Genomic DNA, 15,242 nt, shown 5'->3' with positions numbered 1-15,242 from the left:
TAATTAACATAAAATAAAAATGTTTACTTTCTAATTAATTATACCATAGCCTTTTCGGGCTTGTCAAATGGGCTTTTGAGGACACAATCCGGGGAAAGAGGGGCGTATTAACATATGAGTACAGACCAGCAATGGAGCGAGGAGCAACAGCGGGTCAACGTTGTAACGGAACAGATTGATCGGAAAATCGACATCCTAGAAAAAGAGGTAGGTTCCTTCAGGGACGAAGTTGTGGGGATGAGAAAAGACTTCTGGGATGAAGTCACCATGAACTTCAGCGAAGCGGATGACGTGGGTGAGACCTCCACCAGTATGAGGCAGCAATCACAGGTTCTATCGGATCGGGAGCGCAGTCATCTGAATACGGCAGCAGCGCTGGATAAAATGAAACGGCTGCATCATTCACCGTATTTTGGACGCATTGATTTTAAGGAAAATGGCTATCCAAATGCAGAGCGAATCTATCTGGGGATCGCATCATTGTTGGATGAGAAGGAGGAATCCTTCCTTGTCTATGATTGGCGTGCACCCATATCAAACCTGTATTACGATGGTGCGCCAGGTCCGGTCACGTATCATACACCTAGCGGTGAGATAAGTGGCGATATTGAGATGAAGCGGCAGTTTGTCATTCGGGATGGACGTATCCGCTTTATGTTCGACACCGGAGTTACCATTGGGGACGAACTGTTACAGGCCGTTCTCAGTCGAACCTCAGATGCACAGATGAAAAGTATTGTGGCGACCATCCAGAAGGAGCAGAACCGAATTATCCGTAATGACCGGACTCGCATGCTGATCGTGCAGGGAGCTGCTGGCAGTGGTAAAACATCTGCTGCACTTCAGCGTGTGGCGTACCTTCTCTATAAATACCGCGAGCATCTGCAAGCGGATCAGATGGTTCTTTTTTCTCCAAACCCAATGTTCAACAGTTATGTTTCCACCGTACTGCCTGAGCTTGGGGAGGAAAATATGCTGCAAACGACCTTCCAGGAATATCTGGAACGCCGTCTGGGCCGTGAATATCAGCTGGAAGACCCATTCATTCAGCTTGAATACGTACTGACCGGAACAGAAGATCCTGAGTATGAAGCGCGTATGTCTGGCATTCGATTCAAGTCATCCGAATCCTTCCTGAAGGTGATAACGCGTTATAAGGACAGCATGATGTCTGAAGGTATGAAATTCAAGCCAGTTCGTTTCCAGGGACGGGCTGTGGTTACAGCTGAGGCCATGGCGGAGAAATTCTATAGCTTCGAGCCATCCGTCAAACTGGTGAATCGATTGGAAATCCTACGGGACTGGATGCTGAAAGAGTTATCGGCCTTTGGCAAAGGTGAATTGGAAGCCCCTTGGGTAGATCAACAAATGGATCTGATGGAGCCGGAAGATCTGCAGCGGGCCTATCAGCGTCTCAAGCGAAAGCAAAAAGGGAAGGCAGACACGTTCGATGATTTCCAGCAGGAAAGGGAGATCCTTGCCCGGATGGTGGTCAGTGATCGGCTCAAGCCTTTGCGCAAATGGATCAAATCGTTACGTTTTGTCGATGTCCGTCAACTGTACGCCAACTTATTCAACGACCGGGCTCAGATGGTTCGCCTGTTGGGAGAGGAAGCACTGCCTTCACACTGGGAAGAGATTGGTGAGATGACACTTCGCAGATTAAAAGTACAGGAGCTGGCCTATGAGGATATCACACCATATTTGTATTTGCGTGAGTTACTTCTCGGCTTCCATATTAACTCCAATATCCGCCATGTGATCATTGACGAGGCACAGGATTACTCTGCCTTCCAACTGGCCTTTATGAAGAGATTGTTCCCGAGATCCAAAATCACCGCACTTGGAGATTTTAATCAAGCTATCTATGCACACTCTTCGGTATTAAGTGGGACGGGGCCGCTAACCAACTTGTATGGACCAGAAAATACGGAAGTGATCGAGCTGACGAGAAGTTATCGTTCAACACAGGAGATCGTGGAGTTTACACGCGGGATGGTTCCGGGTGGAGAAGAGATTGTTCCATTTAATCGGGGTGGGGAGAAACCGAAAGTGATCGTTTCCTCCAATGAACAGAAGCATCTGGATGTTATTACAGCCGATCTCAAACATCTGATTCAGGAAGGGTATGAATCGGTTGCGGTCATCTGTAAAACCGCGGAAGAGAGCAAGGACATCCATGAAGCGTTAAGCAAAGTACTGCCTACGGCACCGAAGCTGATTAAGAAAACAACGTTAGCCTTTGAACGGGGTGTGCATGTCATCCCAGCATATCTGGCCAAAGGTGTGGAGTTTGATGCCGTTTTGATCTATGACGGATCTGCATCGCAATATGCGCAGGAACATGAACGTAAGCTGTTCTATACGGCATGTACCCGTGCCATGCATTTGCTGCATGTCTATTGCATGGGTAAACCGAGCCCATTCATTACGTCCCAGTCCGAGGAATTGTATGATATGGGTAAGGTGTCTGCGGTTCAAACCGATTGATTTTGTCTTTCATGTTCATGAAGAAGACTTCCGTTCGAAGGGACGGGAGTTTTTCTATGTATTGCGGAATACGATGTGGGGAATAAGAAGCTCCATGAGGTTGGGCTCTGCTGTGAGTGGTACGAAGTAGATCACTGGACATAGATAATTGCATCTCTTCTGACATGAGATCAGAAGGATTAGGTTTTATGGATAAAAAATGATCCATCCTTTGTGTGCATGCACAATAGGTGTGAATTTTCTTTACACATGACGGCGAGACTCATATAATCGTAACAATCTATTTTTTTGGATCGTTTATTTAATGAAGGAGGCAGCAGCATGAATTCACCATCTTTTGAACGCCCATTAATGGCGGATTGCGTACCGGATCTGGTGGCAACAGCACGGGGAGACTTGCCTGCGACCTTGGTCATTCGGGGCGGAACACTGGTTAATGTGGTTTCGGGTGAAATTATACCGGGCATGTCTGTAGCGGTACAGGGAGCCCGGATTGCATATGTTGGCAAAGATGTAAGCCATACGATCGGTGAGCATACACGTATTATTGAGGCAGAAGGCAAATATATTGCTCCCGGATTGCTGGATGGGCACTGTCACATAGAAAGTACACAAATGAAAGTAACCGAGTTTGCAAGAGCCGTTCTGCCTTCCGGTACAACGGGAGGATTCTTTGACCCGCATGAAATCTCGAATGTGCTTGGACTCAAAGGTTTGCGATTGATGCTGGATGAAGCTCGGACGACACCAATGGCTGCTTATATGCAGGTGGCTTCCTGTGTTCCTTCCACACATCCTGGACTCGAGACAACAGGCGCTTATATTGGACCGGAAGAAGTGGCCGAAGCCCTCTCCTGGGGTCCGGATATGATTGGTCTAGGTGAAGTAATGAACTTCCCTGGGGTCGTGTACGGGGACGAGACGATGATCGGTGAGATCCAGGCGACGCTCCGAGCAGGGAAGGTGGCAGATGGTCACTTTACCTGGGCAGCGGATGACTGGCGTCTGCCAGCCTACGCTGCAAGCGGCGTTACGGGGGATCATGAATGTGTTACGAAGGAAGATGTGGTGGAACGTCTGCGGCTTGGCATGTATGCCAAAATGCGTCAGGGCTCTGCATGGCATGACGTGGCGGAAACGATCAAAGCCTGCACAGAACTTGGCCTGGATACACGTCGCATGATGCTGGTGACGGATGACCGGAGCTCTGAATCACTGCTCAAAGAAGGTCATATGGACTTTGTTGTACGTTTGGCCATTTCTCAAGGGGTGAAGCCGGTTACCGCTTTCCAGATGGCGACGATTAATACGGCTGAACGTTTCGGCGTAGCACGCGACATTGGTGCGGTTATTCCAGGGAATATCGCCGACATTATTTTGCTGGATGGACGCTTGGCTGATGTCCATGTAGGCATGACGATTGCCGCAGGGCATGTCGTGGCAGAGAACGGCAAAATGACAGCAGTCTGGGACAGCTTCACATACCCGGAAGAGGCATTGAACACCGTGAAACTGCAAGCCAACATCCAGCCGAAGGACATGGAGCTGTCTGCGCCGATTACCGAAGGTACGATTGGAGCAAAAGTCATTCACGTGACGGAGAATCATGTGGATACCAAAGAGAAGCATGTTAATGTCATGGTGGAACATGGCAATGTCGTCGTCTCAACATCGGGTGGAATCTGCAAAATTGCGGTGTTGGAGCGTCACAAACAAACGGGCAATCGCGCGGTTGCTCTTGTTGGGGGAATTGGCTTCACAGGTCCTGCGGCCATTGCGATGACCGTTGCACATGACAGCCACAATCTGCTCATTATCGGTAATGATGACGCATTGATGGCCGAGGCGGGCAACCGGGTCGTTGGGATGCAGGGAGGCGTAGCCGTCGTGACTGCCTCTGGTGTGACCGAATTTCCGCTGCGCATTGCAGGCCTGATGTCCACGGAATCTTTTGAAGTGGTAGCAGCTCAATCTGCAGCTATAAGTGAAGCGTTACGGTCTGCTGGTTGTACGTTAAATAACGCATTTATGACGCTGTCTTTGCTGGCGCTTGTCGTTATTCCGGAATTGCGCTTGTCTGATAAAGGCTTGGTACGCATTTCGGCAGAAGGCATTGAGCTGGTATCTCTGTTTGATGACATAGTGGAGAATACACCGGCTGCTCCGGCAGGTAATTAACGAATTAAAGAATAATAGCGTGTCCATTCTTCCTTGAAACGGGAGAGAAGTATAGGTCGCCTTTGGGCGGCCTTTTTTTATTTTCACAGGAAAACGCTTACTAGGTCTTGAGTCGTCTGTTGTACATATGCAAAAAATGACCCATGTTAGAGTGAAATTAGGATAAAATTAAATTATTTTTCATAAATGAGACTTTAGGACTATAAATACAGAAGTGTGAATACCCGAAATAATGTTATATGATTCTTTCGTCGTAAGTCTAAGAGATGATGTTGCATATAAAAGCAATGTAAATAGTCGTACATCGAAATTGTATCCAATGAATGAATATAAAACAACAGAATTTCATCGAGATTTGCACGATAGAGCTGCATAACATCAAAGGGAGTGTACAAATATGAAAAGCAAAAAGAGATACCAATTCATTTTGTTAATTAGTTGTTTCATGCTGTTTACGGGAAATACTTATGTTTGCAAAGCGACTGCACTTGGCTCAGTCGACAGTTATGAAACCATCCATGGAACGGTTCAAGGATCGGTAAGAGCAACCTGGGTATGGGATACAACACAGATTCAAAATAACCCTCAGCTAGTGCTGAAGTTTGCCACAACGAACAAAATCAATACAATTTACCTACAAATGAATCGGGATGTAAAGCTTCCGTACTATACATCTTTCATTCGTCAAGCCAGAGAGAAAAATATTGCCGTGGACGTTATGGATGGAAGACCTGCTTGGGGACTGACGGAGAGTCGGGGTCAAATTGCAGATTTTCTGGACTGGGTTGAAGCGTATCAAAATCAAGTAGAGCCTAATGAGAAATTTGCCGGCATCCATCTGGACATTGAACCTCATGTACATCCAGAGTGGAAAACCAATCAGGCCAGTGTGATCACGCAGTGGCAGGGGAACGTTGAATACATCGTCGATCGGGCCGCACGGATGAAGATGCCGGTAGCCGCTGACCTGCCTTTCTGGCTGGATGGTTACAAGATTCCGGGTTCCACGATGAATGTAAGCAGCTGGATGATCCGCAAGTTTGACTCGATTACCATTATGGCTTACCGGGATACGGCTGCGGCCATCTATAATGTGGCGAAGGATGAACTTGAGGAAGCGTCACTTTTGGGTAAAACGGTATCGATCGCTGTGGAGACCAAGCAAAGCAAAGAAGGCGATTTTATTACCTTTTATGAAGAGGGTACAGCATATATGGAAGCACAGCTCAAGTTGGTAGAGAAAATGGCAAGTGTGCATTCGTCTTTTAACGGATTCTCGGTGCATGAGTACAGCTCATGGGAGACATTGAAAAAGTAAAATGAAATTCCAATACATCAGAAAGATAAAGAAGGTGCTACGGCCGAACGGGCTGAAGCACCTTCTTTGCATCTGTTAACTCATATAAAAGTGGAGAACAGTGAAGTATCATCAGTTCAGAGTGCCGAATGCTGGTCCTGAAAGATGTTTAAGCTTAGACCAGTGCAGGTTCCATCGCCACTTTCTCATAAAACATTTTGCGATATTGGGACGGGGTAATATTCTTGTGTTTCTTAAATGTTGTAATGAAGTAGCTCAAATGCTCGAACCCAACGTCCATGGCAATATCCACAATTTTGTGATCGGTATTCTCAAGCTGAACACAGGCCTGCTGGATGCGATAATAGTTGATATAGTCGACCGGACTTTTCTGCACCATCTGTTTGAAAAAGCGGCAAAAATGTCCTTCGCTCATATTGGCCTCATCTGCCAGTTCTTTTAACTTGAGTGGTTCGGGGTAACGCTTGTGAATATAGCTTAACACTGATTTCAGACGCTCCACTTTATCATGACTGCCTGACGGAATGGTGCCTTTGAGTGCAGCAGGTCTCATATGTTCAAACATTTGCGCAAATATTAGATAGAGGTAAGCTTTGGTTGTCATCTCGCAGGTTGGTGTCCCTGTGGCATGATCGGCGAAAATTCGTTTCAAATGAAAAATGATTTCTTGGCCCCACGCTTCATCCGTTTGGATATGGTAAGGGGGGATTACCGTTTTGTGTACAAGCGGGCCAACGAATTTCTCTTGTACAGCATCGAATGTACGGCTGCCTAATAGCTCCGGGTTAAATACGATGGATGAAAAAACACAAGGGACATCACCTTTCAGATAGCCGGCGTGAATTTCGCCCCGATTGATAAAGATGGCTTCTCCCGCTTGGACTTCTACCGTATTCATATCAATTTGAAAAACAGCACTGCCCTGAGTCACCATGGTGAACTCCATCTCATCGTGCCAATGGCAATCGAGAATGCTGTCCCCATTCAATTGTTGAATATCGGGGTATACACTGACTGGATACATGGCATTGCCGTGAATCCGGTCTTCCCGTAATCGTTCACGTTCCATATGAGAATCTCCTTTTGCATCATTATTAATGTAAACGTTCCCATAGATTGGTGGTGTTTATAAAGAATCGGATAAGAAATATCAGAATCGTGATATATTTGGTCAAAATATGAGAAGAAATTCGTTATTAATGTCAATATTATTATAGTATAACCGAAGGGGGAAAGAAAACATGAAATTTACTGATGGATTCTGGATGACTCGTGAAGGGTACCACATTCAAAACCCGACTGACATTCGTGATATTGTGCAAAAAGAGGATTCTTTGACCGTATATGCGGCAACTAAATATATTCGCACCAAAGGCGACACGTTGAATGGTACATTGCTTAAAGCAACGTACAGTTCACCTATGCCTAACGTTATTCGTGTAACTTTGAATCACCATAAAGGCGGAGTGAAAAAAGGGCCTGTATTTGAGCTTAATACTCAAGATGCAAACGTTGACATCTCGAAAAATGAACAAGGTGCTGTTTTGAAAAGCGGCAATCTGGAAGTTCAAATCGACAAAACGAACGGTTGGGACGTCAGCTTCCTGTATGGAGGAAAACGGATTACAGGTAGCGGTCAAAGAGCGGCTGGTTATATTACTGGTCCAAGTAAGGAAGCGTACTTCCGCGAGCAGCTTGATCTCGGCATTGGTGAATATGTTTATGGACTCGGTGAGCGCTTCACGCCGTTTGTTAAGAATGGTCAAGTGGTTGACACTTGGAATGAGGACGGCGGTACAAGCAGTGAGCAGTCATATAAGAACATTCCTTTCTACTTGTCCAACAAAGGATATGGCGTATTTGTAAACCATCCTGAACGCGTATCGTATGAGATTGCATCTGAGAATGTATCTAAAGTGCAGTTCAGCGTAGAAGGGGAGACTTTGGAATACTTCATTATCGGCGGTGACAATCCAAAGGATGTACTTGATAATTATACGAAATTAACAGGTAAACCAGCGCTTCCACCAGCATGGACGTTTGGTCTGTGGCTGACCACATCATTCACAACGGATTATGATGAAGCAACGGTTAACCATTTCGTGGATGGCATGGCTGAGCGTGATCTTCCGCTGTCTGTATTCCATTTTGACTGCTTCTGGATGAAGGAATACCAATGGTCTGATTTCGTATGGGATGAAGCGATGTTCCCAGATCCGGAAGGCATGCTTGCACGTCTGAAAGAGAAAGGACTCAAAATCTGTGCGTGGATCAATCCATATATTGCAGAAAAATCCTACTTGTTCGATGAAGGCATGGAGAACGGTTATCTGGTAAAAACAGCGGATGGCAGCGTATGGCAATGGGATATGTGGCAAGCAGGTATGGCTCTGGTTGATTTCACGAATCCGGATGCTGTTAATTGGTATAAGAGTAAGCTGGAAGTTCTGCTTGATCAAGGTGTTGATTCATTCAAAACAGACTTCGGTGAAAGAATTCCGACAGATGTCGTGTACTTCGATGGCTCTGATCCGGTTAAAATGCACAACTATTATACACAGCTCTATAACAAAGCTGTATTTGAATTGCTCGAAGAAAAGATTGGCAAAAACGAAGCTGCCCTGTTTGCACGCTCTGCAACAGCAGGTGGTCAACAGTTCCCAGTTCACTGGGGTGGAGACTGCTCTTCTACTTATGAATCCATGGCTGAATCACTTCGGGGCGGTCTCTCGCTTGGACTTTCCGGTTTCGGATTCTGGAGCCATGATATCAGCGGATTTGAAAGTACAGCAACCCCTGACGTATACAAACGCTGGGTACAATTCGGACTTTTATCTTCTCACAGCCGCCTACACGGAAGCACTTCGTATCGTGTGCCTTGGCTGTTCGACGAGGAATCCGTGGACGTTGTTCGTGACTTTACCAAACTCAAAATCAGCTTGATGCCGTATCTCTACAATTCTGCGGTGGAGTCGACTGTAAAAGGTATTCCAATGATGCGCGCTATGCTGCTGGATTTCCCAGAGGATCCAACAACATTCAGCCTGGATACACAATACATGTTTGGTGATTCGATCCTGGTGGCTCCAATCTTCAACAAGGAGGGTGATGTTCGTTATTACCTGCCTGAAGGTACATGGACCAACTATCTGACAGGTGCTAAAGTTGAAGGTGGACGCTGGATTAGCGAAAATCATGACTTCAAAACACTGCCAATGATGGTTAAGCCAAACAGCCTGATTGCTGTTGGTGCTGTGGATAGCAAACCGGATTATGACTTTGCGGATAATGTGTCCCTTCACTTGTTCGAACTGGCTGACGGCAACTCCACTCAAGCGGTGGTTGTAAACCAAAGTGCTGAGCAGGAGCTGGTTGTTAACGTATCCCGTAACGGCTCTGTTCTGGAAGTTCGTGCTGAAGGTGCAAGTAAACCATGGAATATCGTGCTGCGTGGCATCGAAAGTGTATCCGGCGTAGAGGGCGGTTCCCAAGCGTCTGGTACAAATGGTGTTGTCGTTACGGCAGCAGCAGGTGCTAGCTCGCTTACAATTCAACTGTAAAATTTATTGGATAAACAGAAGGACGGTGCCGCAAGGTTCCGTCTGTTTGTATACTGTCGTGCCATTGGAAGATATGGTTATAGAAAAGAAATGGTAGTATCATTTATAGATTGAACTAAACTTTTACATGATCGGAAGGTTGTTCTGTCATCGAGGTGGAAATGTAAATATTCTTTAGTTCAATTTATAAAGCGACAGATAAAGATAGGGGATTATATCTAATGAGTACAACGAATTCAGGTTTACACCAAACCATTACTGCCGAGATGCTGTATAAGTTGGTAGAGAACAATTTTGGAACCGCTACCAGTGTGAAGAGTTTTGCACTTTTGCAGGGTGGACTTTTTAATACAACGTATCGAATTCAGCTTGAACATGCGTCATACGCGGATGTGATATTACGTTTGGCTCCAGAGCGGGTAGAGATGCCGCTCGGCTCTGCTGACGATCCGTTATTTTCATTTGAACGTACAATGATGTCTGCTGAACCTGTTATTTATGAATATTACCGTAAAGCAGGCATTTCTGCTCCAAATATTATTGCCTGTGATGACAGCGGATTGATCATTCCGAGAACCTATATGTTTATGGAGTTTATACCTAGTAAGCAGCTGGATCATTCATCGATTTCGGTAGCGGATAAAGAACGATTATATCATCAGCTCGGCGCTTATACGGCTGTAATGCATCAGATTGAGGGTGAATCGTTTGGCTGGCCGCAGGGCGATGGGACGATTAAAGGCTCGGATCATTGGTCCGAGGTGCTGCATGCTTTTGCAGGAGAGACGGCACTCAAAGCGTCACAAGTCGGCTATATGCCAGGTGTGGGAGAAGCAATCGCAGATATGTTCATAACAAATAAGGATTTATTTGATCAGGTGACTGTTCCGGTTCTTGTTCATAACGATCTGTGGGAAGCAAACGTGCTTGTTCATGAGGAGAACGGGCAGCCAAACATAGCCGCCATCATTGATGGGGATCGTTCCATGTTTGCGGACAGGCAGTTTGAGGCTATTTTATCGACAGAATCATCAGCTGGTTTTCAGGAAGGCTATGGCCAGTCACAGGATATGACCGATGAGGGACAGGCACGCCTTCTGGCCTATCGCATACTGTCCTCTTATTTTAACGCATATGTGCATGAACATCAGGTTGATCAGCCGGAGGCAGGCCAGAAGTATCGCGAGCGTACACTGGATCTATTGGAAGAATGGAAGGGACTCAAACTTAACGAATAAGTAGGAGGGTTTAGTATGAAAGAGTATACTCAATATCCGATGTGGGACGCAACATTGCCATTGGAAGAACGATTAAATGACTTGATTGCGCGTCTGACAACGGAGGAGAAAATCCGATTAATTCCTACACGCGAAGCAGCAGTACCCCGACTGGGAATACCCGGCTACAATGTGGGTGGCGAAGCGGCTCACGGGGTTGCCTGGATAGGTGAGGCTACCGTTTTTCCGCAGCCGCTCGGTCTGTCGAGCACCTGGAATACCAAGCTCATGCGCGAAATTGGTTCCGTCATCGGAGATGAAGCCAGAGCATACCACCATCGTGCACCCGAGCGTCACGGCTTGACCTTATGGGCGCCAACCGTCGATCTGGAACGAGATCCGCGTTGGGGCAGAACGGAAGAAGGTTATGGTGAAGATCCCGTACTGACAGGTGAAATGTCAGCTGCTCTTGTGAAGGGCATGCAGGGTAACCACTCTTTCTATCTTAAAATGGTTGCGACGCTTAAGCACTTTTTTGCCAATAATAATGAGAAGGACCGGTTGAATTGTTCATCCAGCATCGATCCGCGTAACTTGCGTGAATATTATTTAAAAGCCTTCGAGACGCCTTTCGTAGAAGGTGGGGCCTTGTCCATGATGACAGCCTACAATTCGATCAACGGTACACCCGCCATTGAAAGCCCATATGTGAATGATGTGGTCAAGGGTGAGTGGGCCATGCCTGGATTTATCGTGTGTGACGGGGGAGATTTGTCCCAGACGGTCAATTATCACGGTTATCATGCCACGCATGCGGAATCGGCGGCAGGGGCTTTAAAGGCAGGTGTGGACTGTCTGACGGACGAGGTTGACTTAGTCGTATCTGCCTTGGAAGAGGCGCTTGAGCGAAACTTGCTGGAGGTCGAGGATCTTGACCGGGCCATTCGAAATATTTTTGGCGTGCGGATGCGGCTTGGACAACTGGATCAGACGGGACTTAACCCGTATGCTTCGATATCGGAATCTGTATTGTGCGCGCCTGAACATGCCAAATTAAGTTATAGAGCAGCAGCAGAATCTATCGTTTTACTTAAAAATAATGGACTGCTTCCTCTCCAATCGGAAAGATTGCAGAAGGTTAGCGTAATCGGTCCCCTTGCGGATGTAGTCTATACCGATTGGTACAGTGGCACACTGCCTTATCGTGTTACCGTTTTGGAAGGGCTGCGTAAGAAGCTTGGCGGTGCGGAAGTATCTTTTGCAGATGGGAATGATCGTATCAGTCTGAAGACAGCCGATGGCAAGGTAATCACGCTTGGGGCAGAAGGAAAGCTTGTTGCCGTGCCGGAAGGCAGTGCAGAAGCTACTGAATTCATTCATCAGGACTGGGGCTGGGGAAGTCACTCGCTTCGCAGTGTGAAAAACAATCGCTTTGTCTCGTTAACCGAACAGGGTATCTATCAGGCGAATGCACCGGAGATTGGTGGTTGGTTCGTCAAGGAAGTGGTACAGATTGATTCACAGCCGGATGGAAAAAGTACGCTGCGAACGTGGAACGGACTGCCACTAAGGTTGGATGAACATCAGGGGCAACTGGTGCTATCCCCAGCGACGGAACAAACAGACGAAGACCTGATTTCATCTGGTAATCCGGACGCCGTAGAAGGGAAGAAGCAACCTGCTGTGTTTAAGCTGGACGTTGTTGCTAACGGAATAGAACAGGCGAAAAAAGCTGCACAGAATAGCGATGTTTCTGTCGTTGTTGTTGGTAATAGTCCCTATATTAACGGTAAAGAGGAAATTGATCGCCCAAGTCTACAGCTTCCGCCTGAGCAGGCCCGACTGGTAAGAGAAGTCTGCCAAGTGAATCCTAATACGGTCGTTGTCATTGTTGGCAGTTATCCATTCGCACTGCAAGAGTTAAAAGACGTGGCTCCGGCAATCGTATACCTTACGCATGCAGGCCAGGAACTGGGGAATGCGGTTGCGGATGTTCTGCTCGGAAACTATGCTCCTGCTGGTAGACTGAACATGACATGGTATGAGGATGAATCGCAGCTTCCAGACATCATGGATTATGACGTTATTCATAACAGTACAACCTATATGTATCATGAAGGTCCAGTCCTGTATCCCTTTGGTCATGGATTAACCTATTCCGACTTTGAGTATAAGGCGATTCGAGTGGAGCGGACAGAGGGATCTTCTGGAGATGATGTGCTGAAGATTGAAGTGCAGGTTGAGAACAAAGGGGAACGTGCCAGCGATGAAGTGGTGCAGCTGTATGGGCACTCCCAAACTTCACGGGTGAAACGCCCACAACGTCAGTTGATCGGCTTCCGGCGGATTCATCTTGCTTCCGGCGCCGTGGAAAATCTTTCTTTCGAGATTCCTGTTCAGAAACTGGCTTTCTGGGATGTCACTCGAGACAAATATTGTCTTGAAACCGCCGCCTGGTCGATCATGGCTGGACGTTCCTCAGCAGATATTCGTCAGACCGCAGAAATTCTCATCGAGGGTGAAACCATTCCTCAACGAGCACTGAACCTACCTACGTTTGCGGAAAATTACGATGCTTATGCAGGCGTTCTGTTGGATGAGTGTCTGGAAGGCCGTTCAGCCATCCGTGCCATTGTTTCAGGTGAACCGCTGTATAATGAAGGTCGTTCTTCCTGGATTTCATTCCACGACAATGGCTTCCGGCAAGCTAGTGGGTTTGAAGGTCGTGTGGCAGCCTTCGGAGTAAGTGGCGAATTGGAGATTCGGGCTGAAGGTCCAGAAGGCCCGCTGCTCGGCACTTGTGTCGTTCCCGGTTCTGCTGGAACAGTCAACGGAAAGGATCTTCAGTGGAGCACAGTTCGCTGTTCCCTGAAGGCAGAGCGTGAGATTGAACAGCTCTGCATCGTTTTCAAGGGCGGTGCAGCTCTTCAGCAATTTGTACTGAAATAAATGTTGATTTGTTGATCTTCATAATGATAGTGAAAAGGCTGTCCCGACACTGAATTTAGTGCGACAGTCTTTTTGCGCTGTCATCCCAAGTGACCTTTTTTACATAAGCCGTATATTCAACTGCAGAACAACCCACAATAACGTTGTTGTTTTCTGATTCTGTAAAGGTGGTTGAGGCATGAACGATAAAAAGTGGGACCTCGTCGCACTTGCTTCCATTCCGGTAATAATGACGCTGGGCAACTCCATGCTGATTCCCATCCTACCGCAAATTGAGCGTGAATTGAAAGTGTCCTCATTTAAGGTCAGCATGTTAATTACGGTTTATGCGGTCGTCGCAATCCTGCTCATTCCACTTGCAGGATATCTGTCGGATCGTTTCGGCAGAAAAGCCGTCATTATTCCCAGTCTCATCATTGCAGCTGTAGGAGGCGCGGTAGCAGGTGGAGCAGCCTGGATGCTGAATGGAAATGCGGCATACTGGGCCATTCTTGGTGGCAGACTTTTGCAAGGGATAGGAGCAGCCGGAGCTTTCCCGATTGTCATACCATTGGTTGGTGACATGTTTGATGATGAGAACGAGGTGAGTAAAAGCCTTGGCATTATTGAAACTTCGAACACCTTTGGCAAGGTACTAAGTCCGATATTGGGTGCAGCTCTGGCTGTGTGGATTTGGTATTTACCTTTTATGGCTATTCCGGTACTCTGTGTGCTTTCCCTGGTTCTGGTTATTTTCTTAGTGAAAACACCGAAGCGGAAGGAAGAACCAAAAAGTTTTCCCGAGTTTGTGGCTTCCATCCGCAGTGTACTCAAAGAAAAGGGCCGCTGGCTGTATGCGATTTTTGCGATCGGCGGTATTTGTATGTTTGTTCTCTTTGGTGTGCTCTTTTATCTGTCGGAGACATTGGAATCAGAGTTCAAATTAAAAGGGGTACTTAAAGGACTTGTACTTGCCATACCACTGGCTGCCTTATGTCTGGCGTCTTTTTTTGCTGGAAAATGGATAGGAAAGAACAAGACACGGATGAAATGGCTTGGGTTTATCGGACTTGCTGTTTTAACGGTATCCCTCGGTATAATCGGTCTTTTTGACAACATCTATGTAGTCGTCGGTTTGTTCACCCTTGGTGGGGCAGGAATAGGGGCTACACTGCCATGTCTGGATGCTATGGTTACTGAAGGGGTGGACAAGGAACAACGGGGCACCATCACGGCGTTATTCAGCAGCATGCGTTTTATCGGCGTGTCTCTCGGCCCTCCTGTCGTGTCATTGTTGATCTCTTCCCACCATTTCCTTTTATTTGGTATTCTCGCCGCGTCCGGAGCGGTGGGGGGATTGCTCACCTTATTGGCAGTCAAGCCAGACCAGGGGAACCAGCCCACATCAGGTAGTGGTCAAAATAATCGTGAACTTGAGTATGATGAAGTAAAACAGCCCAGTGGTTATCTGCCAGGGAGACGGAAGAAAAGTCCATTCTGAATTATTTTAAGATAAAAAACGCGTTTACTCTGAGGAATGTATTTTCCCAC

Annotated in this window: 8 protein-coding genes; 7 read left to right on the top strand and 1 reads right to left on the bottom strand. The window is 46.9% G+C overall.

Annotated features, from left to right (window positions below; genetic code table 11):
• Window positions 1–114 precede the first annotated feature (114 nt).
• The 3 genes from helD to HP548_RS10025 all read left to right on the top strand — a co-directional run bounded on the left by helD (window position 115) and on the right by HP548_RS10025 (window position 5,986).
• Window positions 115–2,490, top strand: coding sequence for an RNA polymerase recycling motor HelD (gene helD, locus HP548_RS10035; RefSeq protein ID WP_099853443.1), 2,376 nt, complete (start codon window positions 115–117; stop codon window positions 2,488–2,490).
• Between the two features lie 321 nt (window positions 2,491–2,811).
• Entirely contained in the window at window positions 2,812–4,668 is a 1,857-nt protein-coding gene (locus HP548_RS10030) for an adenine deaminase (protein WP_175381577.1), read from the top strand.
• Between the two features lie 397 nt (window positions 4,669–5,065).
• Complete coding sequence (locus HP548_RS10025) at window positions 5,066–5,986, top strand: hypothetical protein (protein ID WP_175381576.1); 921 nt, start codon at window positions 5,066–5,068, stop codon at window positions 5,984–5,986.
• Between the two features lie 154 nt (window positions 5,987–6,140).
• Here HP548_RS10025 and HP548_RS10020 read toward each other — a convergent pair whose 3' ends face one another.
• On the bottom strand, window positions 6,141–7,055 hold the full coding sequence (locus HP548_RS10020; RefSeq protein ID WP_175381575.1) for a helix-turn-helix transcriptional regulator: 915 nt from the start codon (window positions 7,053–7,055) through the stop codon (window positions 6,141–6,143).
• A gap of 172 nt (window positions 7,056–7,227) precedes the next feature.
• Here HP548_RS10020 and yicI point away from each other — a divergent pair, with 172 nt between their 5' ends.
• The 4 genes from yicI to HP548_RS10000 all read left to right on the top strand — a co-directional run bounded on the left by yicI (window position 7,228) and on the right by HP548_RS10000 (window position 15,192).
• Entirely contained in the window at window positions 7,228–9,546 is a 2,319-nt protein-coding gene (gene yicI, locus HP548_RS10015) for an alpha-xylosidase (protein WP_175381574.1), read from the top strand.
• 221 nt (window positions 9,547–9,767) lie between these two features.
• On the top strand, window positions 9,768–10,784 hold the full coding sequence (locus HP548_RS10010) for an aminoglycoside phosphotransferase family protein (protein ID WP_175381573.1): 1,017 nt from the start codon (window positions 9,768–9,770) through the stop codon (window positions 10,782–10,784).
• 15 nt (window positions 10,785–10,799) lie between these two features.
• On the top strand, window positions 10,800–13,712 hold the full coding sequence (locus HP548_RS10005; protein WP_175381572.1) for a glycoside hydrolase family 3 C-terminal domain-containing protein: 2,913 nt from the start codon (window positions 10,800–10,802) through the stop codon (window positions 13,710–13,712).
• A 178-nt stretch (window positions 13,713–13,890) separates the two neighbouring features.
• Entirely contained in the window at window positions 13,891–15,192 is a 1,302-nt protein-coding gene (locus HP548_RS10000; RefSeq protein ID WP_175381571.1) for an MFS transporter, read from the top strand.
• The last annotated feature ends 50 nt before the right edge of the window (window positions 15,193–15,242 follow it).

Source organism: Paenibacillus taichungensis (genome assembly GCF_013359905.1).
Classification (GTDB): domain Bacteria; phylum Bacillota; class Bacilli; order Paenibacillales; family Paenibacillaceae; genus Paenibacillus; species Paenibacillus taichungensis.
The sequence above is the reverse complement of the archived record's forward strand: the minus strand, read 5'-3'. Positions and strand labels throughout refer to the sequence as shown.

Excerpts from the sequence above, each read along its gene's own strand:
- helD (WP_099853443.1), top strand. The coding sequence starts at position 115 with ATGAGTACAGACCAGCAATGGAGCGAGGAGCAACAGCGGGTCAACGTT.
- HP548_RS10020 (WP_175381575.1), bottom strand. The coding sequence starts at position 7,055 with ATGGAACGTGAACGATTACGGGAAGACCGGATTCACGGCAATGCCATG.
- yicI (WP_175381574.1), top strand. The coding sequence starts at position 7,228 with ATGAAATTTACTGATGGATTCTGGATGACTCGTGAAGGGTACCACATT.
- HP548_RS10000 (WP_175381571.1), top strand. The coding sequence starts at position 13,891 with ATGAACGATAAAAAGTGGGACCTCGTCGCACTTGCTTCCATTCCGGTA.
- HP548_RS10030 (WP_175381577.1), top strand. The coding sequence starts at position 2,812 with ATGAATTCACCATCTTTTGAACGCCCATTAATGGCGGATTGCGTACCG.
- HP548_RS10010 (WP_175381573.1), top strand. The coding sequence starts at position 9,768 with ATGAGTACAACGAATTCAGGTTTACACCAAACCATTACTGCCGAGATG.
- HP548_RS10025 (WP_175381576.1), top strand. The coding sequence starts at position 5,066 with ATGAAAAGCAAAAAGAGATACCAATTCATTTTGTTAATTAGTTGTTTC.
- HP548_RS10005 (WP_175381572.1), top strand. The coding sequence starts at position 10,800 with ATGAAAGAGTATACTCAATATCCGATGTGGGACGCAACATTGCCATTG.